We start from the raw sequence: 25,401 nt of genomic DNA, 5'->3' as shown, positions 1-25,401 counted from the left end.
CCTTGTCATAACTCCCCTGCTATTGGCATTGGGCGGCCATGGTGCCGTAAAGTGCTGCCAAATTGTTCAGCCTACTGATGGTTCCACCTAACACTACTCCAGTTGTTGAGGGGGTTAGTCGTCCTTGGGCCGCGAGACTATCCACCACCAGGGGATGAATGCCAAACCAGCGCTGACCGTTAAATTCCTGGACGGCGCAATCCCGTAGGGAATACATGGCTGGCCCGGTAAAGGGCACTATCCGCCGCATAGTTCACCAGGGCAAACAAGTCCCGCAGGTTTCCCCCCGAAGCCACAATCAGCCGCGTAGATCTTCAGATTGCCACTTCAGCACAGCTGCGTTCACCCCTTGCTCCCGCTTTAACTTGGCGTCTTGTTCAAACCACTGGATGATTTGTTGTGGGGTCAGGGCCTCCACTGGGGTATCGAGATCTTGGGCAATCACCTGTAGGAGTTTAGCGGTGGAGATGGTCAGCCGAGCCAAGAACTTTTCGGGGGACGACAGTAGGGCCTTATCGACCTCGGCAGATTCGGCTTCGGTTAAAAATTGCACAGATTGGTCAAACATGGATTGCTAGTCAAGCAGGATGGTACGGCTATTTACATCCTAACGGCTGGCGATGAGTGGATTAGTCTGGGGTAGTGCAATGACGTTGGTGATGACTCAGCCTTACCGGGGGCGGTTGGCCCCCACCCCCACCGGCCATCTACACCTGGGCCATGCCCGGACTTTTTGGGTGGCCCAGCAGCGGGCGCAGGCGCAGGGGGGCGTGTTGGTGCTGCGCATAGAGGATTTGGATCGCGATCGCTGTAAGCCGCAATACACCCTTGATTTGCTGGAAGACTTAGCCTGGTTTGGCTTGCGCTGGCAGGAAGGACTGGATCTGGGGGGGCCGTATGCTCCCTATCGTCAGCAGGATCGCCTGGACGTCTACCAGCGGGTTTGGCAACAGCTCAATCGACTCGGTGTGATCTACCCCAGCCCCCATTCCCGGCGGGATGTGGCCCGGGCCCTGAGCGCTCCCCATGAGGGCGATCGCGAGGTAATTCTCCCACCCCAGCTGCGGCCTGACCGGTGGCCCCAGGTGGAGCAACCCGGTGCCGTGAACTGGCGCTTTCGAGTACCCGATGGGGAAACCATCACCTTTGTGGATGGCAATCTTGGCCTGCGATCCTTTACCGCAGGCCAGGACTTTGGCGACTTTATTGTGTGGCGCCGGGATGGATTCCCCAGCTATGACCTGGCGGTAGTGGCCGATGACCAGGCCATGGCTATTTCAGAAGTAGTGCGGGGCGAGGACCTGCTGCTGGCCACCGCCAAACAAATTTTGCTCTACCGGGCCTTGGGTTGGTCCATCCCCGGGTTTTACCACTGTCCCTTGGTGCGAGACCAGGCCGGGCGGCGCTTGGCCAAGCGAGATGGGGTAAACAGCTTGCGATCGCTGCGGCAGCGGGGCATCACCCCAGAAACCCTGCGGCAGATCGTCAACCTGTAACGTGACATGCCCCCCTAACCCGCAATCGAGGTGTCAGGTGTCAGGTGTCAGGTACAAACCTTAAACCCTGAACCTTAAACCCTGAACCCTGAACCTTGAACCTCAAACCCTGAACCCTGAACCCTGAACCCTTACCCCAGCTTCTGCTGTTTCTGCCCTAGGATTGTGGCCCCCACGATATAGCCCGCCGTACACAGCAACAGACCATACACATTCACCCCCAGGTCAATGGCATAGCGACCACCGCCCAGACTGACCCAATCCGGGAAGATCGGTGCCCCCATGACATTCTCGGCCACCCGCAGCACGCCAAACACCAGCCCGGGCCAAAAGGCCAAGTGAAAGCTAAGGGCACCGGCCCGGGGTAAGAAAGCTAGCAAGAAAATTGGCGCTAGCCCCATGACCATGGTGCCGCTGATGGTGGTGGCCAAAATGATCGCGGGGCCGACGCGATCGCCCATGTAAATGCTCAGCAGGGGTAAGTTACCCAGCAGGGCGATGGCGATAATCCACCAGCGACCGATCACGGCTTGCCCCTCCGTGGGTGCCCCTTTGCGGTGAAACCAGTCCCGAGCCCCGACCTTGGCGACACTGGAAAAGGTCGAATCCAGGGTGGAGCCAGCGCTGGTCAGCATAATGGCGTTGAAGATCAGCAGCATCGGCAGGCCAAATAAGGCGGGTACCGCCAGGCTGGGGGTGCCTTCCACCCCAAAGGCCCGGGCATAGAGCCCCACCGAGCTAAACAGCAAAATGAAGCCGCCGCTGATTACCCCGGCCCAGAGGAACCCTTTGACCATGGTACGGGGGCCGGTAATAAAGGCCCGGTCGGTCATCACCGGGTCGTGGAAGGGGTAGCTAAAAATTTGCACAAAGGCTAGGCCGCAAAAGGTAAGCCCAGCCAGGCGAGTGTCGCTGTCGACCACGGGTAGCCCGGTTTGGACCAGGCCCGGCCCCAGGGTGACCAAAATCGCCACCAGTAGCACGGCGGCCAGCACCATCTGGGCCCCATCGGTGAGCAGGCTGCTGCGTAGCCCCCCCAACAGGGTGTAGTAGACGGTGAAGAGGGTAACCACCGCGGCGGCAATCCAGTAGCTGGGGCTACCCTCGGGGCCAAAGTAGAGGGAAAATACCTTGGTGTTAGACCACACTTCGTTGAGTAGGCGAATGGCAATCGCCAGCAAAAATAGCCGCGAACACAGCTTGCCGTACTTGCTGACTAAAAATTCAGGGATGGAGCGAAAGCCCCCCCGGGTGCGAAGGAAATACAGCGCGATCGCCGCCGTAAAGAAACTGAGGTAATAGATGGCGTAGCCAATGCCCCCCAACACCCCAAAGGCCTGGCCCAGGCTGGCCGCATTATCGATGGACTTGGCAAAAATCCAAGAAATGGCGGCACTGGCCACCAGCAGCCATAGCCCCGGAGCATCCCCCCGGCTGGACTGGCCTTCAAAAAACTCGGGGGCGCTCACCTTCTGGGGCGTGGTTTGGCGCACCAGATAAAACAACACACCGCCATATCCGGCGAGGAGCACCCAGGTCAGGGTATTAGCAATCATATCAACCTAATCAACGACGAAAGGGCAGCCGCATTCTCCCACAGGAGAATTAGCTTGAGCGCTACCCTACCAAGGTCACCTGAAATTTGGCTGAGAAGGCGATCACGGTCTAACTCTGCTTTTTCACCAAATAGCCGCAGCGATGCTCGCCCTGGACAATCCAGTGGGTGCGCTGCACCAAGCAGTCCGCTAGGGCCACCTGAAACATCTCCAGTTCGTGGCCACAGACGCTGGGAAAGGACTCGGCGATATGGGAAATGGCACAGTTGTATTCGGTAATAACGTAGCAGGGACCGGGGTCGCAGCGGTCATCGTCAGCAGGCACCTCGTGCCATTCAGCCATGTACCCTTCTGCCTGGCGCAGCTTCACCAAATTAGCCACCCGCTCCGCCAGACTACCCGTACCGACGCGATCGCGATACTCCAGGGCTTTCCGCTCCCACTGTTTGCGCAGGATTGTCCCCACCTGGTCTTGGCCCACGGTTTCCGCCAGGGTATCTAGCAGGGAAATCGCGAACTCGTCATACTGGGCCGGAAAGCGATCGCGCCCCTTGGCACTGAGTTGATAGATATGGTTGGGGCGTCCCATCCCTTCCTGCACCGCTCGATGCTCAATCAGCGCTTCCGCCTCCAGGTCTTTCAGGTGACGGCGAATGGCTTGGGCACTGACCTCAAAATGGGTGGCCAACCCTTGGGCCGTGGCTTCTCCCTGCTTCAGCAGGTAAGTCAAAATATCGTCTTTGGTGCCGGTGGAGGGTTGCTGCACAGAGGTCATGGCGTTGGCCCAACTAATTGTCATGGATTAAACAGGCGGATGGTAGCAAGCAGATAAGCTGGGGTGGCTTAGCTCAATGGAGATGCTGCGGTGACAAGTTGCGGTGACAAGTTGCAGTGACGATAGGTGCGATCGCAACCATCAGTCCCTGGCTTGATCAACTCGCTATTAACTTTGACAACACTCGTGTTGTTAAACTAACCTAAGATCAGTTAGACAACTTAAATGTTGCTTTAATTGTATAGAATTAGTGGGCTGTGTAGCCACATCCTGAGTAATGACTGATAACAAAACCACCCAGGCTTCCGAAAAGAACCTAGAGCTGATGCGCAACTTCGCCCAAAGTTATGCGAAGCGCACTGGTACCTACTTCTGTGCCGATCCAGGGGTTACCGCCGTGGTGCTCGAGGGGTTGGCCAAGCATAAGGATGACTACGGTTCGCCCTTATGTCCCTGCCGTCACTACGAAGATAAGGAGGCCGAGGTCAAAACCATCTACTGGAACTGTCCCTGCGTGCCTATGCAGGAGCGCAAAGAGTGCCACTGTATGCTGTTTCTCACCCCTGATAACCCCTTTGCCGGGGAGCAGCAGGACATTTCCTTTGACACCATTCGTGCTGAAACCAATAAATATTAGGCTTTGGCTCTAAAGGGCGATCGCCCTTTAGAGGTCTACCCGCTCCGGTTCCGTTCCTTCCTCGCAGTCCGTTCAGAGAGTCCCCTATGAGTACTTCTGTTCAATCCCTGGTTACTCAGCCCTATAAGTACGGCTTCAAGACCGACATTGAGGCCGATGCCATTCCTCGCGGCCTTAGCGAAGACGTGGTGCGGATGATTTCCGCCAAAAAGAACGAACCGGAGTTCATGCTGGAGTTCCGGCTCAAAGCCTACCGGAAGTGGCTGACCATGGCCGAGCCCACTTGGCCCAACGTCAACTATCCTCCCATTGACTACCAAAACATCGTTTACTATTCGGCGCCCAAGGCCAAAGACAAAAAGCTGGGCAGCCTGGATGAGGTTGATCCGACGCTGCTCGACACCTTTGAAAAGCTAGGTATTCCCCTATCCGAGCAAAAACGGCTGGCCAATGTGGCTGTGGATGCCATCTTTGACAGCGTCTCGGTGGCCACCACTTACAAAGAAAAGCTGGCCGAATCTGGGGTAATCTTCTGCTCGATTTCGGAGGCCCTGCAAGAGCATCCTGATCTGGTGGAAAAGTACCTGGGAACGGTGGTACCCATTGGTGACAACTACTTCGCGGCCCTCAATTCGGCTGTGTTTAGCGACGGCTCCTTTGTCTACATTCCCAAAGACACCCAGTGCCCGATGGATCTGTCCACCTACTTTCGGATTAACAACGGTGAGTCCGGGCAGTTCGAGCGCACCTTGATTGTGGCCGAATCCGGCAGTTCAGTGACCTATTTAGAGGGCTGTACCGCCCCCATGTACGACAGTAACCAGCTCCATGCGGCGATCGTTGAACTGGTGGCCCTAGATGACGCCGCCATCAACTACTCCACCGTACAAAACTGGTTCGCCGGGGACGAAAACGGCAAAGGCGGCATTTACAACTTCGTCACCAAGCGGGGGCTCTGCGCCGGTAAGAACTCTAAAATTTCCTGGACCCAGGTGGAAACCGGCTCTGCTATCACCTGGAAGTACCCCAGTTGCGTTCTGGTGGGTGACAATTCCGTGGGTGAGTTCTACTCGGTGGCGCTGACCAACAACCTGCAACAGGCCGACACTGGCACCAAAATGGTGCATGTGGGCAAAAACACCAAAAGCACCATTATTTCTAAGGGGATTTCGGCGGCCAAGTCGAAAAATAGCTACCGGGGGCTGGTGAAAATGGGACCAAAAGCGGCTGGTGCCCGTAACTACTCCCAGTGCGACTCGATGTTAATTGGCGATACCTCCAGCGCCAACACCTTCCCCTACATCCAGGTGCAAAATAGTACCGCCCAGGTGGAACACGAAGCTTCTACCTCCAAAATTGGGGAAGACCAGCTGTTCTACTTTGCCCAGCGGGGGATTTCCCCCGAAGATGCGGTGTCAATGATCATCAGTGGCTTTTGCCGGGATGTGTTCAACAAGCTGCCCATGGAGTTTGCCGCCGAGGCGGACAAGCTGCTGGCCCTGAAGCTGGAGAATACGGTGGGGTAGATGGGTGGATGGGTAGATGGGTGGTAGACGCGGAGCGGCTTCCCGCAGGGTAGGGTAGATGGGTGAACAACCCATAGGGTGCATCCACGCAGCGATGCACCGCCCCCACCGATATCCCCAGCCAACCCCAGCCAAGTAGGGTGGGCATTGCCCACCAACGGCCCACCGGTCCCAACCCACCCCATCTGCCTGGCAGCGAAATGTCTTAGTAAACATCAACCATTCAACCCGCAGTTAGGAGCATAGTGGGCGGTGCCCACTCCACGAAAGAACCATGATTAACCCAAACAGCAAAACAATTCTCATGGTGCGCAACCTCCATGCCACCGTTGACGGCACCGAAATCCTCAAAGGCCTGAACCTGGAGGTCAAAGCCGGAGAAATTCACGCCATCATGGGCCTGAACGGTTCTGGTAAAAGCACCTTTTCCAAAGTGTTGGCCGGTCACCCTGACTACGAGGTGACCACTGGCGACATTCAGTTTCAGGGCAAAGACCTATTGGAGCTAGAGCCTCACGAGCGCGCCACCGCCGGGATATTTCTGGCCTTTCAGTATCCCCTAGAAATTCCCGGTGTCAGCAACCGGGATTTCTTGCGAGTGGCCTACAACGCCCACCGCAAAGGCCAGGGCGAAGATGAAATTGACGTCTTTGATTTCGATGACCTGATCGAAGAGAAGCTGGATGTGGTAAAAATGGACGCCTCCTTTTTGGACCGCAGCGTCAACGAAGGGTTTTCCGGCGGCGAGAAAAAGCGCAACGAAATTTTGCAAATGGCCCTGTTAGAACCAATCCTGGCGATTCTGGACGAAACTGACTCAGGCCTCGACATTGACGCCCTGAAGACCGTGGCTGGTGGCGTTAACCAGCTGGCTAACCCAGACAATGCCGTGGTGCTGATTACCCACTACCAGCGGCTGCTCAACTACATCCAGCCGGACTATGTCCATGTGATGGCCGATGGCCGCATTATCACCACCGGGGATAAGTCCCTGGCCCATGACCTAGAAGCTCGCGGCTATGAGTGGATTATGGATGAGCATCGAGCGGAGGTGACGGCATAATGACACGTTCAGTTTCAGAGAATGTAGTTGCCCCCATGGCTCGTGGTACCGAGCAACGAGATACCTACCTGAAGGGGTTGATTCAGACGGTTAAGGGGGGCGTACCCGCAGATCTGGCCCTGCCCGAGTTGCGATCGCGGGCTGAGGCCTTGTTGAAAGAGCAAACCTTCCCCCATACTCGCCAGGAAGACTGGCGCTTTACCGATCTGTCCCCCATGCTGGACATCGCGTTTGCCTGTGCCGATGGCCCGCAGGGGGACACTACAGATATCGAAGCCCGGCGTTTGCCCGAAACCGCTGGGGCTCAGGTAGTGGTGGTGAACGGGCAAGTGAGCCCAGAGCTTTCCCAACTAGGGGGACTGCCCCAGGGGGCGATCGTCGGGAGTTTGAGGGATCTCCAGAATCACCCCATCTGGTCGGAAAAACTGGTGCAGCGCTTGGGCCAGGCCAGTGGCCACCACGATGTGTTCACGGCCCTCAATACCGTTGGCTTTCAGGATGCGGTGGTGGTGTGGCTGCCCCCTAGTGGGGTGATGGAAACGCCGTTGCAGATACTCTACGGAGCTGAGGCCGCAGATACCCCAGTTCTGGCTCAACCCCGCTGTTTGGTGGTGGCAGAAACGAGTAGCGCCCTCACTCTGATCGAAGACTACTGGGGCCATGCCAGTACGGCTTATTTCACCAATGCGGTCACTGAAATTTGGCTAGAGGCCAATGCCCAGATCACCCACAGTCGCCTCCAACGAGAGGGCAGTGGCACGTTTCACATGGCTAAGACCGTGGTGACCCAAGCCCGAGATAGTCAATATATTGGCACTGCTGTGGACTTTGGGGCTAGGCTCAGTCGCCACAACTGGGAAATTTACCAAACCGGCGAGCAAACCACCACCAAGCTGTATGGGTTGGGGGCGATTACCGCCTCCCAGCGCGCTGATACCCACAGCCTGGTGGCCCTTAGTCATCCCTACGGCACCGTGGACCAGGTGCACAAAGCGATCGTGGATGACAAAGCCCACAGCGTCTTTAACGGGCGCATGGTGGTGGCCCAGGCTGCCCAAGAAACCAACGCTAGTCAGCTCAACCGCAACTTACTGTTGTCGGATAAGGCGCGGATAGATACCAAGCCCCAGCTGGAAATTGTGGCCGATAATGTCAAGTGCGCCCACGGAGCCACCGTCAGTCAACTCCAGGCCGACGAAATTTTCTATCTACAAAGTCGCGGCATTAGTGCCCCCCAGGCCCAGCGCTTATTGATCTATGCTTTTGCTATGGAGATGTTAGAGACGATTCCGGTGGCTACCCTGCGATCGCGTCTGACCAAAATCCTTGCTCAATGGACGGGGGCCTAGGGCAGACACTTGGGTCTGCCCCTACCCATCCACCCCCTACCCATCCACCCCCTACCCATCCACCCCCTACCCATCCACCCCCTCCCATCCACCCCCTACCCATCCACCCCCTACCCATCCACCCCCATGACCGTTGCCCAGGAACTCACTCTTGCTGCCAAGGTCCGCGCCGACTTCCCAATTCTGCACCAGGAGGTCCACGGTCACCCCCTAGTGTATTTTGATAATGCCGCCACGTCCCAAAAGCCCAAGGCGGTGCTAGAGGCGTTGCAGCACTACTATCAGCAGGACAATGCCAATGTACACCGGGGCATCCACTGCCTCAGTGCCCGGGCCACTGATGCCTACGAAGGGGCGCGGGACAAGGTGGCGGCCTTTGTCAATGCCACTAGCCGCAACGAAATTGTCTTTACTCGTAACGCCAGCGAAGCCATTAATCTGGTGGCTTATAGCTGGGGCATGACCACCCTGCAGCCGGGGGATGAAATTCTGCTGTCGGTGATGGAACACCACAGTAACCTGGTCCCCTGGCAATTTGTGGCCCAGCGGACGGGGGCGGTGCTGAAGTTTGTGGAGCTTTCAGCCAATCAGGGCTTTGACTTAGATCATTATCGTGAGTTGGTCAACGACAGGACCAGGCTGGTGGCGGTGAACCATGTGTCTAACACCCTGGGTAGCCTTAACCCCGTCGAGGAGATCATCGCCATCGCCCACCGCCATGGGGCTAGGGTGCTAATCGACGGCTGCCAGAGTGCCCCGCATCTGCCCTTGAACCTACCGGCCATGGGCTGTGACTGGTTTGTGGCCTCGGGCCATAAAATGTGTGGTCCTACCGGCATTGGCTTTTTGTACGGCAAGCTCGATCTGCTGGAGGCCATGCCCCCCTTCCTGGGCGGCGGCGAGATGATTGCCGATGTGTTTCTGGACCATGCCACCTATGCCGAGTTGCCCCACAAGTTTGAGGCGGGTACCCCAGCCATTGCCGAGGCGATCGCCCTGGGGGCCGCCGTCGACTATTTATCGTCCATCGGTATGGATAAAATCGCCACCTACGAGCACGAACTGACCGCCTATCTGTACCAACAAATCCAGACCATTCCTGAAGTCAAGCTGTACGGTCCCCTGCCCCAAGCGGACGGTAGTGGGCGAGCGGCCCTAGCCACCTTTACCGTGGAGGGGGTCCATGCCCAAGATTTGTCCACCCTGTTGGATCAATCGGGTATTGCCATTCGCTCAGGTCACCACTGCACCCAACCCCTACATCGGCTGCTAGGGGTAGACTCCACTGCGCGGGCCAGCCTCTACTTTTACAATACCAAGGCCGAAATCGACGCCTTTATAGCGGCCCTCAAAGACACGATCGAATTTTTCCAGAGCGTGTTCGAGGACGACTGAGTGCAGTCTCCCGTTCGGAGTGGTATAAGTCCAGGGACTATACCACTGGGGGACAGTAGCTCTCCATTACTCGGCCTGGGCGACGTTGTTGAGCCTGGTAAGCAGCACTAACGGGATCGGACAAGTCTGTCAGCGAGTCGATGCCGATGCCATTGCGGCCTTGATCAATCCCAGAGCTATGAATATAGTTACCTGCCCCCAGGTACAATCCCACATGCTTAGTACGCTCTGGAGTGCCAAAAAAGACTAAATCGCCGGGCTGTAGATCATCCCAGGGGATCGGCTGAGTGAAGGCTTCTTGCTGGTACGAATCGCGGGGTAGCTGAATACCTACCGCCCCAAAGGCGGCTTGCATCAGCCCAGAGCAATCGTAATCGGGGCCAACGGTGCCCCCCCACAGATACCGGTTGGGCTGGGCCATGGCCCGGTGGGTAAAGGCGATCGCCTCGGTTAGTCGCGGTTCAATGGCGGCCCGATCAAGCACTGGCGGTATGTAGGGAGATGGGGCTTGGCCCAGGCTATACCAGTCCGCTTGACTAATCCAACCCAGGTAACCATCCTCACACAGACGCACAGCCTGGGCGATCTGGGATGATTCAGTTGGGACCATGGACCACCGCCGCAAATGCCGCCCAGGGGCCGTCTGGGTGACTAACCCACCTAGGTCCGGGGTTTTGTACAGGTTAATGGCCCGACTGCAGACGTACTCCGTAGCCAGGTCCGTAGCCAGAGGCCATGCCATGCCTTACTCTCCCACTTCTCCGGTATTGCGAATGTTGGCCACTCGCTTCAGCACGTTAAACCAAAATGTAGATCCCATGGAAATGGCAAACCCACTCACTAGCCAGCCCAGGAACCGACGCTGCACCACAGGCACCGGCCATGTATCCTCTGCCTCCAACTGCTGCTGCACCACCCGGTCACCATAGCCTAGGGGGAAGGGAATCTCTTCTAAGGCTTGATCGATCGCCGCCTGTACCTGACTCAGGTTGTCGCCAAAATCTCCTGGGGAGTCGGTCACCAATTGGTCGGCGGTTTGGGTAATAGAACCGCGCAGAACAGAGTCTTTCGCCAAGCGAGTAGCAATATGGAAGGAATCGGCATTGATGGCGATCGCGGTGGCTATCCCTAGAATTAGGGCCACCGCCTTAGCGTTCCGCTTGTAAACGCCAGTGGCTCGCTCCATGCCTCGGTCAAACCACTTTTCAATTTCTTGGCCAAATTGCCGTACTTCATTGCGTACCACACCTGACGCGGCTACCTCTTTTGTGGCCTCTATCCGGCGCGCAATGGCTAGCAAACTCGATCGCAGGGCTGGGGTAATGGTGTCGCTATCCAACCGACTAAGTAGCTCTTGGGCCGTGGCATTGCCTTGCTGCCCCAGCCGACCTAGTTCTCGAAAGGTTGAGCTTTTGCTGTCAAACACATCCAGCAACTGGGCCACGCTAGGACGCAGTTTTTTTAGCAGGGCCGATCGCTCGGTGGGGGTGCTATCTAAGCTGCGCTTGATGTAGTTCAACCGCCGGATAAACGTTTCTGTTAAATAGTTTTGGTCGGGCAGCACATCTTGCGCCATGAGAGCAAAGTCGTCGAGCTTGGCGATTAACCGATCGAGGCTATCTGATAGGGATACCAGCCCTAACTGAAAATCTTGAACGGTTTCGGCGATCGCCTGTTCTAGCTGCTGACGCTCAGCGTTTAGCAAAAATTCGTTACCGGTGCTGGCTTTAAGGTCACTGAGACTATGGGTAACAGGCAGCAAGATTCTCTCTGTCGCAAACTCCTGTAGCCGGTCCTGAGCCAGAACTTGCCACAGGTTTTCTAGCTGCATGCGCTCTATCAGGCTGTTGGCAAAGGCCTCAGAGGGAATATAAGAGGGACCGCTAGTTTTACCCTTGCCAAACACATTGCGGTTGCCAGTAAGGGCGCGATAAATCCGGCCAATAGTATGGCTGCCCCCCCTAAATGTCTTGGCAATAGGCCCCTTTGCCTCTTGATTAAGGCTGCGAATCCAGGGGCTGTCGTATAGGGCGTCGGCCAGCACCTGGGCATCGGTGGCTTTCTCGTTTTCGTTACCGGCTAGCAGCACCTCAATGGACTGCTTCAGGTGCTCAGCCCGCCACTGGAGTAGCGTGCCAATAATCTCTTGCATTTCGCTGGCCAAGAGACTCAACACAAAGAAGATAAAAACTAGACCCAGCGCAATATCTAGAACAATGGGGAAGCTCATAGACTGACCCTACAATCCCTCAATCATGTCAGCTAAAACTGTTGTCAAGTGGTGGCAACTGGCAGCGGTTAACCAGGGACCTCTGACAGCTCAGGTGAGGCTGTATAACTATCCCAAGTAAAGCCCATGCATAATCTATAACCGCAGGAATAGGTTCACAAAAATAGGCAAGCCGCACGGGTTTGTGCTTAGCCTGCCCATTGTACTTAAACTTACTGACGATGGATCAACCTTTAAGAAAAATAGCGTTTTATAGCGTTCTTAGTTATTCATCTTCATCAGTGAGCATCTCGCCATTAGCACTCAGTTGCTTTAAGCGAATATGCTTACGGCCTAGGGAAATTTCAAATTCATCTCCCGGTTTTAGGTTCATTTGCTTGGTGTAAGCCGAACCAATCAGTAGATTGCCGTTTGACTGCACCGTAATCCGGAAGCTAGCGTTGCGTCCACCGCGACCATTGCCATTCTGGCTGCCGTCAAGCTGAATCCCCTCTGCTTCAATTAGGGCATTCATGAATTTCATCATGTTGACCCGTGAGTTGCCAGACTTAGTCAGGGTGTAGTAGCCACAAGCCTTCGCTTTTTCTTCTTTGCTATGGTCTTCTAGCTCTTTTACCTTTTGCAATAGCTCTGGTCCGGTCAACATCTCTACCTGGGTATCTTTAGCCATTCACACTATTCTCGATCACGACAGTTTTGGGGATGGGCTCTTGAGGAAGAGCAGAATTCTTGTCTGCTTGGCCACAGTTTAACCAAGACACCGAGAATGATACTACAGGAAAATAGTTTTTTGCATTCATTTTTTTAAGGGAGATTCAAACCTGGCGGAGTCTCTCTCAAAGTTGGTCTCTTTTGAGGGATTAGGTTACTTTCAGGGGGGCTTTGTTAAGCCCGGGGTAAATCGATCAAATGAACTGACAATGCCCTTCACAATGGGATAATAGCCCCTAGACTAAGGCAAAAGCTGTCTTGAAATCGTCCCATGAAACTAACGACCCGTGGTCATTACAGTGTTAAGGCGCTGCTGGACTTAGCCTTGCAGCCATCCAAACAACCGGTCTCTGTCCACACCATTGCCCACCGCCAGGATTTGCCGCCGCCTTACCTAGAAAAGCTACTGATAGACTTGCGCCGGGCTGGCATTGTGGAATCGGTGCGGGGTCCCCAGGGGGGATACTGCTTGGCCAAAGCGCCTGACCAAATTTTCCTGGGACAAATTCTAGAGGCCGTCGGCGAGCAAGTCACGCCTTTACCCCGCCATCAACCCCAGGCTGAACAAGCGGAAGATTGGGTTACCTTTGCGGTCTGGAACCGTTTATCGGCCAAGCTGAAAGAGGCCCTTTACAGTATTTCCTTGGAAGACCTTTACTTTGATGCCCGCAGTTGGCAAGCCGCCCAGGGAGAGGACGCCAACTTTGTGGTTTAGTACTGCCTGGCAGAAATATGACCACTGTTGCTGAGAGGATCAGGTTTCGGGTATCGGGTGTCAGGAATGGTGGGCCGACTTATGCCTCAGAATACTAGGGCAGCGGTACAGTAGGTCAAGCTCCCACGGGTTTTAGGCCCAGGGGATATGAATTTTGGGGTATCCCAAGGCAGACCCCTGGGATCTGTACTGGCGGTCTGGGACAAGAATTGGCTGATAAATTCGTCGGCTATAGTGTCTTTATTCCGCTTTATCTGATCAACTGTCATCTATCAGTGGAAGCCATGAGTTTAAGCCGGACCACGGTGGAAATTTTATCGCCTGAAGAGTTGCGTCGCACCTTGAACCGACTGGCGTCGGAGGTGATTGAGCGGGGCGGTCGATTGGATCAACTGGTGCTGCTGGGAATCTACACCCGAGGAGTGCCCCTAGCCCAAATGTTGGCCCAGCAGATTCAGCGACTGGAGGGGGTGTCGCTGCCAGTGGGAGCCCTGGACATCACCCTTTACCGGGATGACCTGGACAAAATTAGCACGCGCACCCCGGCGCGCACCAAAATTCCCTTCGACATTACCGACAAAGTGGTGATTTTGGTGGATGATGTGATCTACAGTGGGCGCACAATTCGGGCCGCTCTAAATGCGGTGATTGACTATGGTCGCCCCCAGCTGATTCGGTTGGCAACGTTGATTGACCGGGGGCATCGCGAGTTACCGATTCACCCAGACTTTGTGGGTAAGGTGTTGCCCACTGCTAAAGATGAGTCAGTCAAAGTTTTTTTGCAGGACACCGATGGCCAGGATGCCGTGCATTTACTCAAACCCGATGCCACCGTATGCTGAAACAGGCTGTGATTCCCTGATACCTGAGCTGAACCAGTGACCGTATTGCCCGCCCAGTCCCATGACACCCAAACCCGTAAGGCTGATCATCTGCGTATTTGCTTGCAGGAAAATGTGCAGTGTGCCCAGTTGACCACAGGGCTAGAGCGCTATCGTTTTCGCCATGCCTGTTTGCCTGAGCTAGATTGGCAAGACATTGGTTTAAATACGCAGTTTCTGGGCAAGCCGCTGGGGGCACCGCTGCTGATTTCATCGATGACTGGCGGTACAGCCGAGGCCCACCAAATCAACCAGCGGCTGGCGACGGTGGCCCAGCACTACGGCCTGGCCATGGGGGTGGGGTCTCAACGGGTGGCGGTGGAAAATCCAGATTTAATGGGCACGTTTAAGGTGCGATCGCAGGCTCCGGACATCCTATTGTTGGCTAACCTGGGGGCGGTGCAGCTCAACTATAGTTACGGCCTGGACCAATGTCGCCGGGTGGTGGACCGCTTAGAAGCTGACGCCCTGATTTTGCACCTCAACCCCCTACAAGAGGCGGTCCAAACCGGTGGCGATACCAACTTTAAAGGACTACTCCACAAAATTGAGCAGGTGTGTGCCGCCCTGCCGGTGCCGGTGATTGCCAAAGAGGTGGGCAATGGGATCTCTGCCCCCATGGTACAGCGTCTGCTGGATGCCGGAATTACCGCAGTTGATGTGGCTGGGGCCGGGGGTACCTCCTGGGCTCGGGTGGAGAGTGAGCGGGCCCAAGACCCGGTCCAGCGTCGTCTGGGGCAGACCTTTGCCGACTGGGGGCTGCCCACCGCCGACTGTATTGTGCAGGCGCGCCAGGTGGCCCCCACCCTGCCGTTAATTGCTTCCGGGGGGTTGCGCAACGGGTTGGATGTGGCCAAGACCTTGGCCCTGGGGGCTGATCTGGCGGGGTTGGCGTTTCCGTTTTTGAAGGCGGCGAGTCAGTCAGAGGCGGCGGTGGCGGCCCTGGCTGAGGTGCTGATTGCTGAGATCACCACGGTGTTGTTTTGTACCGGGCAAGCTAGTCTGGCTGGACTGCGCCAGCCGGGGCTTTTGAGTCAGACCGCTACCTAGTTCTGGCCGGTAGAACGGGGACTGCCTTGGCGGGGGGTGTCAGGTTCTAGGTGACAGGTATCAGGAATAGTGGGCCGGTTGATGTCGCAAGGCACTCGTTGTTGTAGTGTATACGTACTGACATTTGCTGCGTCATAGGGTCATTGCGATCGCTACTTGGGAGAGGGCATGTTCTTACTAACAGGTTCTTCTAATTGTGTCGTGAGCGATCGCAGGCTAGATAGCGTCTTAGGGGTTTACAGTTCACGGTAGTGCAGACTGATGTTCTAAGCTATCTGGCAACCCTCTTGGTGATGGGCTGTTGTTTGGTGCGAGAGTGCCCCTATGCTTGATTTGATGAAGCTGGCCCGCCAGATGCAGGGCATTAGCCAGCACCTATCCGAAGAGGCGGAAGCCGCCAAGGTGCGGGTTGAGGTGGCTCGACAGCTAATGGTAGTAGCCCTCCAGCAGCAAACGGCGCTGAGCGATCAGCTGGACCAATGGCGCGATCGCATGGGGTTTATGGCCGCTCAGCCAGTGGAACCCCTGGCCACCCGCCTGGCCCTGGCAGCGGCCCCAGCGACCCACACCGTACTGGCCACCGACGGCTCGCAAATTTCCCCCAGTCACCACGAAATTGCCTACTGCTATTTGATTAATATAGGTCGGGTGGTGTTGCACTATGGTCAAAGCCGCTACCCTCTGCTAGATAGCCTGCCTGAGGTAGTGTACCGCCCCGAAGATCTGTACCAGTCTCGGCCTTGGGGTATCGGCACCGAAGAATGGATGGGATACCGCCGTACTGTAGCTGAGGCGGTGGTCTTAGCGGAACTGGGAGAGGCTACACGTCAGTTACTGTCGGCGGCTGAGGGCGCTGGCCAGCCCCCTCCGACCCTAGCCCTGGTGGATGGATCGCTGATTTACTGGTTTGTAGAAACCCTGCCTGCCGAGGCCCGTCAACACATCCTGCCCCCCATCCTCGACGCCTGGGAGCGCCTGCGGCAACTGGGCATTCCCCTGGTGGGCTACCTCAGCGCTAGCCGCAGTGGCGAAGGGCTGAACTTTTTGCGATTGGCCGCCTGTCCCTTTCCCCAGCCCGACTGCCAAACCCACTGCCAAGGCCAATCTGATGCCGCCCCCTGTACCCAGTTCATGCCCCTGCGTGACGCCACCTTTTGGGCTACGGAACTGGTTCCTGGTCAGCGTAGCCCCTTCTGGCGCAGCTCTGCCGACATTTTAGACAGCTACGGCGATCACACGGTGTATTTTTGCTATCTGCATGTGGGAGCCGAGGTGGCCCGCATCGAGGTACCCCAGTGGGTGATGGTCGATCGCCAGTTGTGTCAGCAGGCGATTCAGATGGTGCTGACCCAGGTGCAGAAAGGGTATGGCTACCCTGTGGCCCTGGCGGAAGCCCATAATCAGGCGGTGGTGCGAGGGGGCGATCGCAGTCGTTTCTTTGCCCTGCTTGAACAGGAAATGATTCGGGCCGGGCTTAAACAGGTGGGCACCTCCTACAAAGAGGCCCGCAAGCGGGGCAGTATTGCTTAGGGTAGTAGCGGTCCCTCTGATTTTCGGAATAGGATGCAGGCAGACTGTAGTCAACGGAGCCTTTCTGGCCTTGGCCAGCCCCGGCAGCTATGTTGTGATTTACAGTATTAACGTATGACGCTGCGCCCCCCTGTCATGGCCCCTCTGCCCTACCACTCATTTCTCCACCAATCGGCATCTGATCCAACCCCTGCCTTTCAGTGGGCTGACCTGACTACCGCCCTAGGGGCTGAAGACGGCGGTAAGGCCCTTGCCGAATCCGTCGCCCACCCATGGACCTGCACCCGCGTATTGACCGGTCACAGTAGCTGGGTGCGATCTGTGGTCATCAGTGCCGATGGCAAATTTATCATTAGCGGCAGTGGTGACAAAACCATTAGGGTATGGCATTTGGCCACGGGCAACCTGCTGCAATGTATCACAGGGCATCATGCCTGGGTGCGATCGGTGGCCCTTAGCCCCGACCAAATCTGTTTGGCCAGTGTCAGCAATGACAACATTATTTACCTTTGGAACTTAGCCGATGGTCAACCGTTAGGTCAACTGAAGGGACATCGCAATTGGGTGCGAGCGGTGGCTTTTAGCCCCAGTGGCCAGTACCTGTTTAGCGGCGGCCAAGACAATACCGTAGTCGCCTGGCAGATGGGACAATCAACCCCGCTGCACTGCTTTCAAGGACATAGTCACTGGGTGCGCACCGTGGCCGTGAGCCACGACGGTACCACCCTAATTAGCGGCAGTCAGGACCACACGATTCGCCTTTACCGCATCCAAGGTAAAGGGAAAAACCTGGTGCTGACAGGCCACACCGCTGAGGTATTGTCGGTAGCCCCGAGCCCCAACAACTGGCTCCTGGCCAGTGCCAGTGCTGATTGCACCGTGCGTTTTTGGAAACTCAACAGCGGGCGAGAAATCACCAGTTTTAAGGCCCATTCAGCACCGGTCAACTCGATTAAATTTAGCCCTGATGGTCAGCTGTTAGCCACAGCCGGTAACGACGGCTCTGTGCGCCTATGGGCCATGGCCCAGGGTAAGTTAGTGGCCATTTTGCAGGGCCATGAAGGAGGGGTGTGGTCCGTCGCCTTTGCCCCCGACGGTCGAACCTTGGTCACGGCTGGGTGGGATGGTACCGTGCGGGTCTGGCAGCCCCAACCTGCCTAGGCTGAAGCTTTGCCATTAAGGCGGACCATAGGGGGTTCTGAAAGCACAATGACGATGCCCGTGCGCCCGGTTTCTAGGGTGGCATCGCTTAAGACATCAACCACCTTACTACTTAAGAGGGTTTCGATCAGATGGGTGATTTCAGACTGTAGGGCATTGGCTAAGTCCCCTCTTACTGTTGCCGCCAGGTCAGTTTCTCCCCGTTCTACCAGCAACTGCTCAGGCTTGGTCACAGAATCCTCAACCACCAGAAACAGCTTTTCATCCACTAGTTGACAGGTGATTTTGCCAGGAGAATGCCCCAATTGCTCTCGATGGAGCTTATGAATTTGTTGGCTAATCTTACGTTCCAATTCCCCCTTAGTGGGGATAGCCGACGAGGAAAGTGTATCCATGGAAAGGTGTGCAGCGGCAACAATGGATGGCAATACAGCAGACTAAACCGATGGGGGCAGAAAAAACTTCAGCCCTATTATGACACTTACTTGAGATTTCGATGGTGCTAAGCTTGTGACCTAGGCGGCCTAGTACTCTGAGGCAGAAGTGACTCGCCTATTTCCGCAAGCCCAAACCTTTGCTTAGAGAGGGATTCCCTTTCTGCCTTCTGCATTTTGCCTTCTGCCTTTCCGTACTAGGTCACTAGCCCCGATCGCAAGGCTCGCACAGCGGCTTTGGTGCGATCGTCAACCCCCATCTTATTCAAAATGCTGCGCACGTGAGTTTTAACCGTGCCAACGGTAATGTAAGACCGCTCAGCAATTTCAGCATTGCTGCAACCAGCCACAATCAGTTCCAGGATTTCGAGTTCCCGATCAGTTAAGGGGTAGGACTCTAAAATTTGCTCAAACTCAGGCTCAACGGCCTCAATGGATACGGTGCGATCGCCCCCAGCGATCGCCTGGGCCGGGGTCTTGCGCACCTGCCGTAGCACCACACTAGCCACCGCTGGATCAATCCACGAATTGCCCTCGCAGGTTTCCCTGACGGCTACCACTAAATCGTCAATTTCTGTTTGCTTCATACAGTAGGAGTTAGCCCCCGCCGCAAACGCAGCCATCACCGCCGCTTCACTGTCATGCATGGTTAACATCAAGACTCGGATGTTGGCATTATCCTGTCCAGCCTGGGCTTGACGCAGCCGTTCCACCAGTTCAATGCCGTCAATATCGGGAAGGCCAATATCGACAATGGCGACGTTGGGTTGGTGCATCTCCAGCAATTGGAGCCCCTGCATACCATTCGCCGCTTCCCCTACCACGGTCATGCCGTCAACCTGCTGCAGAGCCGCCTTCAGCCCCATGCGGGTGAGGTCGTGATCTTCAATCAGTACAATGCTAATGTCAGTCATAGATCGCCTTTTATGGGGATACAGAGACCTGAGCGTCCCCTTTCAACTATAAAAAGATTATTGGATTATCGGCTAGCCAGGGGAAACTGGCACGTACCCCAAGGGAGACTTAGCTCCGCCATGGCCTCTATCTAAGGATAGACCGCGCCCGGTTTGGTTTGTTGCCTGGCTATGGTTTGTAATTTATTGTTTGGCTATTGTTTGGCTGGCTGCGGAATTGCTTGGGTCAGCTCAGTGTAAAGGACACCTGCTATGCTCGACTTTCTGTCCGCCTTATCGTTGTCTGGGCCGTTTATTCCCCACGGACACTGCTACCTGTGGCAACCTGAGTTGGTTTGGCTGCACGGCCTTTCTGATGGGCTGATTGCTCTGGCCTATGGGGCGATCGCCTTTGCCCTGGCCTACTTTGTGAATCGACGGCCTGACATTCCGTTCCCGCCTTTATTTTGGCTATTTGCGGCGTTCATTGCCGCCTGTGGCGTTACCCACCTGATGGCCGTTTGGACCCTGTGGGTGCCCACCTACTGGCTATCTGGCACCATGAAAGCGCTGACGGCATTGATCTCTTTATATACGGCGGTAGAGTTAATTCCACAAATTCCGGTCGCCCTGGCTATGCCCAGCCCCACGGAGCTAACCCAGTTGAATCAGGCACTGCAAGCGGAAATTCGCGATCGCACCGAAGTCGAAGCCGAGTTACGCAGCGTCGAAACCGAAGTCCGTCGCCTGAATCAAGAGTTAGAAGATCGGGTGAAGCGTCGCACTACTGAACTGGAAAAAGCCAAACAGCGAATTGAAAACCTGCTAACTCAGGAACAACAAGCTAGACAGACCCTGCAAACGGCTAAGGATGATTTGCAACATACCGCTGAGCGTCTCAATCTTGCCCTCAGTGCCGCCCAGATGGGAACTTGGGACTGGAACTTACTCGATCAAACCCAAATCTGGTCTCCCCAGACAGAGCGCATTCTGGGCTATGAGCCCGGCACTACAACCCACACTGCTGACCATTGGGCAGAGCGGGTTCACCCCGATGATTTACCCGCCATCCAGGCCCGGGTAGATCAAGTCTTAGCCACCCGCCAAGATTTGTCTGGACAGTACCGGGTGCAGTGGCCCGATGGCCACATTCGCTGGGTGCGTGCCTATGGGCGAGTGGTCGCCGTCAAAGCTGGCCAAACTCAGCGGATGGTGGGAATCATGCAGGACATCACCGAAAGCAAACGGGCGGAATTGGCTCAACAGGCCAGTGAAAGTCGCTTTCAAGCCATATTCGAGCAGGCGGCGGTGGGTATGGCGCGACTGTCTCCGGCCGGGCATTGGATTCAGGTGAACCAGAAGCTGTGCGAGATCTTTGGCTATCAGCCTGAAGAGCTGATTAATCAGCCTTTTCAGGCCATTACCTTTGAGGCGGACAAAGGTCAGGACGAATACTACTATCAGCAACTGATGACCGGGGCTCAACCTTATTGCCAATTCGAAAAGCGCTATGTCCACAAAGATGGGCATCCCATTTGGACCTTGGTGACTGTGTCCGTAGAAGAAAGCGATCAGGCCGAGGGCATCACTGCCCTGATTGCCATTATCGAAGACATTGAGGAGCGTAAAGCCTTTCGCGAGGAGCTGATGAAACGGGCCGACGAACTGGCCAATACCAACCTGGTCTTAGCCCATACCACGGCAATGCTAGAGCGGCGGAATGCCGAGCTCGATCAGTTTGCCTATGTCGCCTCCCACGACCTGAAAGCTCCCCTAAGGGCGATTTCCAACTTGGCAGAATGGATTGGCGAAGATTTAGAGGGCCAAATTCCAGCCGAAAATCGCCACCAGTTGCACCTGCTGCGCAGTCGTGTGCAGCGGATGGAGGGATTGATTAATGGCTTACTGGAATATTCACGGGTGGGTCGGCGAGAGCGCAAAATCACCCAGGTGGCTCTCACTCCCCTACTTGACGCCATCGTTGACTCCCTGGCGCCCCCTGACCAATTCACAGTGGTGATCCCCAGGGACATGCCCACCCTTTACACCTACGAAACCGCCCTGAGTCAAGTCTTCGCTAACTTGATCAACAATGCCTTCAAGCATCACCATCGAGACCAAGGAACCATTCAAGTCATCTGGGAAGATCAAGGCAGTATGATTCAATTTGCGATCGCCGATGATGGTCCCGGTATCGATCCCCAGTACCAAAACAAGATCTTTACCATCTTCCAAACCCTAAAAGCTCGAGATGACTTTGAAAGCACCGGAATTGGCCTATCTGTGGTTAAGAAAATTGTCGAGTCTGAAAATGGCCGGATCTGGATTAGCTCTGCCGTAGGCCAGGGGAGCACCTTTTACTTCACCTGGCCCTTTACTAAACAGCTCTAGATGGCAAGAGATAACTGTGTCCTTTTCCCCGCTCCGCTAAGATAGCAATGCTGCCCATTCCTGTTACTTGTGACTTCACCCCCTGACGACCCCCAGCTAGAACCCTTAACCCGTGTGCAGGTGCTAGCGGCCATGGGCGTGACCGCAATTGTGCTGCTCGTCATTGCCCGGGTCTGGCTCCACTTTGACCCAGCTGGTCTACTGCCGTTTACCGCTTCCATTCAAGATGGCCTGATTGGGGTGGCCATGGGGCTGGGAATTACTCTGGCTAGCGCTGCTATCTACCAGCTCTGGCCAGCCTATCGTAAAAGCGCCGATATCTATTTGATGATGGTGCTGCGGCCGCTGCATTGGCCCGACTTAATTTGGCTAGGGTTACTGCCTGGCCTCAGCGAAGAATTGCTGTTTCGGGGGGTGATGTTACCCGCGATCGGTCTCAATAGTTTAGGGATTGTGGTGTCTGCCGCTAGCTTTGGCATTTTGCACCTGAGCAGTCCACAGCAGTGGCCCTATGTGGTGTGGGCCACGACCATTGGCCTGGTGCTGGCGCTTGGGGCTGTGGCCACTGGCAACTTGCTGGTACCGGTTTTGGCCCATGTGGTTACCAACCTGGTCTCTAGCCTAGTCTGGAAAATTCGTCAGACTACAGCCCCCTCCTGAGGAATGCCAGGGTATTCCATCAAAAGATGATCCGTTGGGTCGGTCGGCTGCAGCCCGATGACGCATCGAGCCAGTCACAGGGTTACTGTTTGTTAAAATTTTGAACGCTGGCATTGCTGGTAATGCGCCGAAATTAGCACTTGAGTGACGCCAGTGGACTTAGGTACATCACCATGGGGCACTATCAACGCGTATGGCAAAGTTTAACTCTCTCCAGCCCTCTCCTCGGTTTGATCGGGCCGCCCTAGAACATGTGTTGACATCCTCAGAGGCTAGCCAGGGCTGGACCATCGAAGCCAGCGAAGAGCTCTATCGGATTCACAGTTGGGGCGACCCCTATTTCTCAATTAACGCTGATGGTCATCTGACAGTTTCCCCCAAGGGCGATCGCGGTGGGTCCCTAGATTTACTGGAATTAGTGGAAGCCATCAAACAGCGTAACCTGAACCTGCCGCTACTGATTCGCTTCTCTGACATTTTGGAAGATCGAATCGAGCGGATTAATGCCTGTTTTGCCAAAGCGATCGCCCGGTACAAATACCACGGGGTCTATCGAGGGGTGTTTCCGGTTAAATGCAACCAGCAGCGACAACTGCTGGAAGACGTGGTGCGGTTTGGCAAGCCCTACCAGTTTGGCCTGGAAGCCGGGTCCAAGCCTGAATTATTGATCGCCCTGGCCACCCTTGACACCCCAGGGGCACTGCTGATCTGCAACGGCTATAAAGACAAAGACTATATCGAAACTGCCATGCTGGGGCAGCGATTGGGCCAGCAGCCAATCGTGGTGATCGAGCAGATGAACGAGGTCGACATTGCGATCGAAGCCAGTCAGCGGCTTGGTATCCGGCCGGTACTGGGGGTGCGGGCCAAACTTAGCACCAAAGGCAGTGGCCGCTGGGGGGTTTCCGCTGGCGATCGGGCCAAGTTTGGCCTGGCCGTACCCGAGATTTTGGCGGTGGTGGAACGACTGCGCCAGGTGGACATGCTCGACTGCCTGCAGCTGCTGCACTTTCACATTGGCTCCCAGATTTCGGCTATCAGCGTGGTGAAAGAAGCCCTGCGGGAAGCCAGTCGCATTTACGTGGAACTGGTGGGCTTGGGGGCCAACATGCAGTACCTAGATGTGGGTGGGGGCCTGGCGGTTGACTATGATGGCTCCCAAACCAGTTTTTACGCCTCTAAAAACTACAGCACCCAAAACTATGCCAACGATGTGGTGGCCGAAGTTCAGGAAGCTTGTCGGATGAAGGGGGTAACGGTGCCTACCCTGGTGAGCGAGAGTGGGCGGGCGGTGGTTTCCCATCAGTCTGTGCTGGTGTTTGACGTGTTGGGCAGTAGCGATGCCCCCTCTCAGGACGACATTGCCATACCCGAAGCAGGTGACCACGTGATCTTGCGGGAGCTATACGACATTTATCAAAACCTGAACGCCAGCACCGTCCAAGAGCTGTATAACGATGCCATTCAGTTCAAAGAAGAAGCCATTAGCCTGTTCAACTTTGGCTACCTCAGCCTGGCCGAGCGAGCCCAGGCCGAACGACTCTTTTGGGCCTGTTGCCGCAAGGCTCTGTCTGTGGTTAGCGATGCTGATTACGTGCCGGAAGACATCGAAGACCTGAATCAGGCTATGGCATCGATTTACTACATTAATTTGTCGGTATTTCAGTCTATGCCCGATGCCTGGGCCATTGACCAGTTGTTTCCCATCTTGCCCATTCACCGTCTGAACGAAAATCCCTCCTGCCGGGGCACCCTGGCCGATCTTACCTGTGACAGCGACGGCAAACTCACTAAATTTATCGATCTGCGGGATGTGAAGCATGTGCTGGAATTGCATCCCCTCCAGCCGGGGCAACCCTACTACCTGGGTATGTTTCTGGGGGGAGCCTACCAGGAGATTATGGGCAACCTACACAATCTGTTCGGCGATACTAACGCCGTCCATATCCACATGACCCCAAAAGGTTACCAGGTAGAGCATGTGGTCAAAGGTGACACCATGACTGAGGTGCTGGGCTATGTGCAATACGATGCGGAAGATATGGTGGAAAATATTCGCCGCCGTTCTGAACGGGCACTCCACGATAACCAGATCACCTTAGAAGAGTCACAGTTATTAATCAAGCACTACGAGCACAGCCTCAGCCAGTATACCTATTTGATTTAGGGGTGTCGGGTATTAGGTTTACGGTTCACGGTTCACGGTTTACGGTTCACGGTTCACGGTTCACGGTTCACGGTTCACGGTTCACGGTTTACGGTTCACGGTTTACGGTTCACGGTTTACGGCTCTGGTTTTTGCCTAGCACCTAGCACCTAGCACCTGACACCTAGCACCTGTCACCTAGCACCTGCCACCCTCCGTGCTAAGAGCAATAGCGCTGTTGTTCGTCGAACCCCTTACAACATATTCGCCTGGTAAGGCTCAAAGCTGTCACAGTCTCCCTTTTTAACCGTGATCACGGTTTTCACTCCCCCTCGACGGGTAAAGTCGCCAATCACCCGCAGACCATGGGGGGCCAATTCGCTCCACAGGCGATCGGCAATTTGGTTGGTCACCCCTTCGTGGCTAATGCGCTGGTTGCGAAACCCATTGATGTAAAGCTTAAACGCCTTGAGCTCGACCACCCACTCGTTGGGCCAATAGTCCACCACAATGGTGCCAAAGTCTGGATAACCCGAGCGGGGGCACAGGGCCGTAAATTCTGGATGTTCCAGGTGAATGGTGTAGCTATTGCTAGAAGGATTTGGCCATTTTTCCAGGGGCTCCTCCCAGGCGCTGAGAATTGCCATATCGCCATATTGGTTTGGAGCCGTGGGAGTTGGGGTCATAGGATTCAGGATTCAGCTGGTTTCATTAACTAATGTATCTTCCTTTTAACGGGCTGGTGTAGCAGACGAGGTCCCCAAAATTTTGGTTAAGACGGGTGGGCTTCAGGTTAAGTTCC

At 55.5% G+C, this 25,401-nt stretch carries 24 protein-coding genes; 14 read left to right on the top strand and 10 right to left on the bottom strand.

From position 1 onward, the window contains the following. Positions 1-19: 19 nt before the first annotated feature. Positions 20-250, bottom strand: coding sequence for a hypothetical protein (locus tag E1H13_RS12840; protein WP_206070434.1), 231 nt, complete (start codon positions 248-250; stop codon positions 20-22). A 48-nt stretch (positions 251-298) separates the two neighbouring features. Then, positions 299-568: a hypothetical protein gene (locus tag E1H13_RS12835; protein WP_169613811.1), complete on the bottom strand. Its 270-nt coding sequence runs from the start codon at positions 566-568 to the stop codon at positions 299-301. 79 nt (positions 569-647) lie between these two features. Here E1H13_RS12835 and E1H13_RS12830 point away from each other — a divergent pair, with 79 nt between their 5' ends. Beyond that, on the top strand, positions 648-1,496 hold the full coding sequence (locus E1H13_RS12830) for a glutamate--tRNA ligase family protein (protein ID WP_206070432.1): 849 nt from the start codon (positions 648-650) through the stop codon (positions 1,494-1,496). Between the two features lie 131 nt (positions 1,497-1,627). Here E1H13_RS12830 and E1H13_RS12825 read toward each other — a convergent pair whose 3' ends face one another. Beyond that, the gene (locus E1H13_RS12825) at positions 1,628-3,052 is read right to left on the bottom strand and encodes a Na+/proline symporter (protein ID WP_169613809.1); all 1,425 of its coding nucleotides are present in this window, start codon (positions 3,050-3,052) and stop codon (positions 1,628-1,630) included. Between the two features lie 109 nt (positions 3,053-3,161). Beyond that, positions 3,162-3,827: an iron-sulfur cluster biosynthesis transcriptional regulator SufR gene (sufR, locus tag E1H13_RS12820; protein WP_169613835.1), complete on the bottom strand. Its 666-nt coding sequence runs from the start codon at positions 3,825-3,827 to the stop codon at positions 3,162-3,164. A 277-nt stretch (positions 3,828-4,104) separates the two neighbouring features. Between sufR and E1H13_RS12815 the strand changes: the two genes are divergently transcribed. The 5 genes from E1H13_RS12815 to E1H13_RS12795 all read left to right on the top strand — a co-directional run bounded on the left by E1H13_RS12815 (position 4,105) and on the right by E1H13_RS12795 (position 9,797). Then, entirely contained in the window at positions 4,105-4,464 is a 360-nt protein-coding gene (locus E1H13_RS12815) for a ferredoxin-thioredoxin reductase catalytic domain-containing protein (protein ID WP_169613808.1), read from the top strand. 86 nt (positions 4,465-4,550) lie between these two features. Further along, positions 4,551-5,990, top strand: coding sequence for a Fe-S cluster assembly protein SufB (sufB, locus tag E1H13_RS12810; RefSeq protein ID WP_169613807.1), 1,440 nt, complete (start codon positions 4,551-4,553; stop codon positions 5,988-5,990). 274 nt (positions 5,991-6,264) lie between these two features. Then, positions 6,265-7,053, top strand: coding sequence for a Fe-S cluster assembly ATPase SufC (sufC, locus tag E1H13_RS12805; protein WP_169613806.1), 789 nt, complete (start codon positions 6,265-6,267; stop codon positions 7,051-7,053). Then, the gene (gene sufD, locus E1H13_RS12800; protein WP_169613805.1) at positions 7,053-8,402 is read left to right on the top strand and encodes a Fe-S cluster assembly protein SufD; all 1,350 of its coding nucleotides are present in this window, start codon (positions 7,053-7,055) and stop codon (positions 8,400-8,402) included. Before sufC ends, sufD begins: the two co-directional genes overlap by 1 nt. A gap of 126 nt (positions 8,403-8,528) precedes the next feature. After that, entirely contained in the window at positions 8,529-9,797 is a 1,269-nt protein-coding gene (locus E1H13_RS12795) for a SufS family cysteine desulfurase (protein WP_169613804.1), read from the top strand. Positions 9,798-9,834: 37 nt separating this feature from the next. On the opposite strand, the gene E1H13_RS12790 is transcribed toward E1H13_RS12795, so the two are convergent. The 3 genes from E1H13_RS12790 to E1H13_RS12780 all read right to left on the bottom strand — a co-directional run bounded on the left by E1H13_RS12790 (position 9,835) and on the right by E1H13_RS12780 (position 12,697). Continuing rightward, positions 9,835-10,539, bottom strand: a complete 705-nt coding sequence (locus E1H13_RS12790) for a C40 family peptidase (RefSeq protein ID WP_169613803.1) — start codon at positions 10,537-10,539, stop codon at positions 9,835-9,837. A 3-nt stretch (positions 10,540-10,542) separates the two neighbouring features. Beyond that, positions 10,543-12,027, bottom strand: coding sequence for a hypothetical protein (locus E1H13_RS12785; protein WP_169613802.1), 1,485 nt, complete (start codon positions 12,025-12,027; stop codon positions 10,543-10,545). A gap of 265 nt (positions 12,028-12,292) precedes the next feature. Beyond that, on the bottom strand, positions 12,293-12,697 hold the full coding sequence (locus E1H13_RS12780; RefSeq protein ID WP_169613801.1) for an AbrB family transcriptional regulator: 405 nt from the start codon (positions 12,695-12,697) through the stop codon (positions 12,293-12,295). Positions 12,698-13,009: 312 nt separating this feature from the next. Here E1H13_RS12780 and E1H13_RS12775 point away from each other — a divergent pair, with 312 nt between their 5' ends. The 5 genes from E1H13_RS12775 to E1H13_RS12755 all read left to right on the top strand — a co-directional run bounded on the left by E1H13_RS12775 (position 13,010) and on the right by E1H13_RS12755 (position 18,075). After that, the gene (locus tag E1H13_RS12775; protein ID WP_169613800.1) at positions 13,010-13,453 is read left to right on the top strand and encodes an Rrf2 family transcriptional regulator; all 444 of its coding nucleotides are present in this window, start codon (positions 13,010-13,012) and stop codon (positions 13,451-13,453) included. Between the two features lie 284 nt (positions 13,454-13,737). After that, positions 13,738-14,295, top strand: a complete 558-nt coding sequence (gene pyrR / locus E1H13_RS12770; RefSeq protein ID WP_169613834.1) for a bifunctional pyr operon transcriptional regulator/uracil phosphoribosyltransferase PyrR — start codon at positions 13,738-13,740, stop codon at positions 14,293-14,295. 36 nt (positions 14,296-14,331) lie between these two features. Next, on the top strand, positions 14,332-15,384 hold the full coding sequence (gene fni / locus E1H13_RS12765) for a type 2 isopentenyl-diphosphate Delta-isomerase (protein WP_169613799.1): 1,053 nt from the start codon (positions 14,332-14,334) through the stop codon (positions 15,382-15,384). A gap of 324 nt (positions 15,385-15,708) precedes the next feature. After that, a complete protein-coding gene (locus tag E1H13_RS12760) occupies positions 15,709-16,914 on the top strand; it encodes a DNA double-strand break repair nuclease NurA (RefSeq protein ID WP_169613798.1) in 1,206 nt (401 codons plus the stop codon). A 114-nt stretch (positions 16,915-17,028) separates the two neighbouring features. Next, complete coding sequence (locus E1H13_RS12755; RefSeq protein WP_169613797.1) at positions 17,029-18,075, top strand: WD40 repeat domain-containing protein; 1,047 nt, start codon at positions 17,029-17,031, stop codon at positions 18,073-18,075. Here E1H13_RS12755 and E1H13_RS12750 read toward each other — a convergent pair. Beyond that, entirely contained in the window at positions 18,072-18,470 is a 399-nt protein-coding gene (locus E1H13_RS12750; RefSeq protein ID WP_169613796.1) for a DUF2294 domain-containing protein, read from the bottom strand. The two genes, E1H13_RS12755 and E1H13_RS12750, sit on opposite strands and share 4 nt — an antisense overlap. A 236-nt stretch (positions 18,471-18,706) precedes the next feature. Then, positions 18,707-19,423, bottom strand: a complete 717-nt coding sequence (locus E1H13_RS12745; RefSeq protein ID WP_169613795.1) for a response regulator transcription factor — start codon at positions 19,421-19,423, stop codon at positions 18,707-18,709. Between the two features lie 252 nt (positions 19,424-19,675). Here E1H13_RS12745 and E1H13_RS12740 point away from each other — a divergent pair, with 252 nt between their 5' ends. The 3 genes from E1H13_RS12740 (at position 19,676) to speA (ending at position 24,620) form a co-directional block, all read left to right on the top strand. Then, positions 19,676-21,793 (top strand): PAS domain-containing sensor histidine kinase, encoded by a 2,118-nt coding sequence (locus E1H13_RS12740; RefSeq protein ID WP_169613794.1) that lies wholly within the window; start codon positions 19,676-19,678, stop codon positions 21,791-21,793. 69 nt (positions 21,794-21,862) lie between these two features. Continuing rightward, the gene (locus tag E1H13_RS12735; protein ID WP_347404155.1) at positions 21,863-22,453 is read left to right on the top strand and encodes a type II CAAX endopeptidase family protein; all 591 of its coding nucleotides are present in this window, start codon (positions 21,863-21,865) and stop codon (positions 22,451-22,453) included. A 193-nt stretch (positions 22,454-22,646) separates the two neighbouring features. Continuing rightward, positions 22,647-24,620 (top strand): biosynthetic arginine decarboxylase, encoded by a 1,974-nt coding sequence (gene speA / locus E1H13_RS12730; RefSeq protein WP_169613793.1) that lies wholly within the window; start codon positions 22,647-22,649, stop codon positions 24,618-24,620. A gap of 233 nt (positions 24,621-24,853) precedes the next feature. Here the strand turns inward: speA and queF are convergent, their stop codons facing one another. Then, a complete protein-coding gene (gene queF / locus E1H13_RS12725) occupies positions 24,854-25,285 on the bottom strand; it encodes a preQ(1) synthase (protein ID WP_206070430.1) in 432 nt (143 codons plus the stop codon). Positions 25,286-25,401: the final 116 nt, after the last annotated feature.

The organism is Nodosilinea sp. P-1105 (genome assembly GCF_012911975.1).
Classification (GTDB): domain Bacteria; phylum Cyanobacteriota; class Cyanobacteriia; order Phormidesmidales; family Phormidesmidaceae; genus Nodosilinea.
The sequence above is the reverse complement of the archived record's forward strand: the minus strand, read 5'-3'. Positions and strand labels throughout refer to the sequence as shown.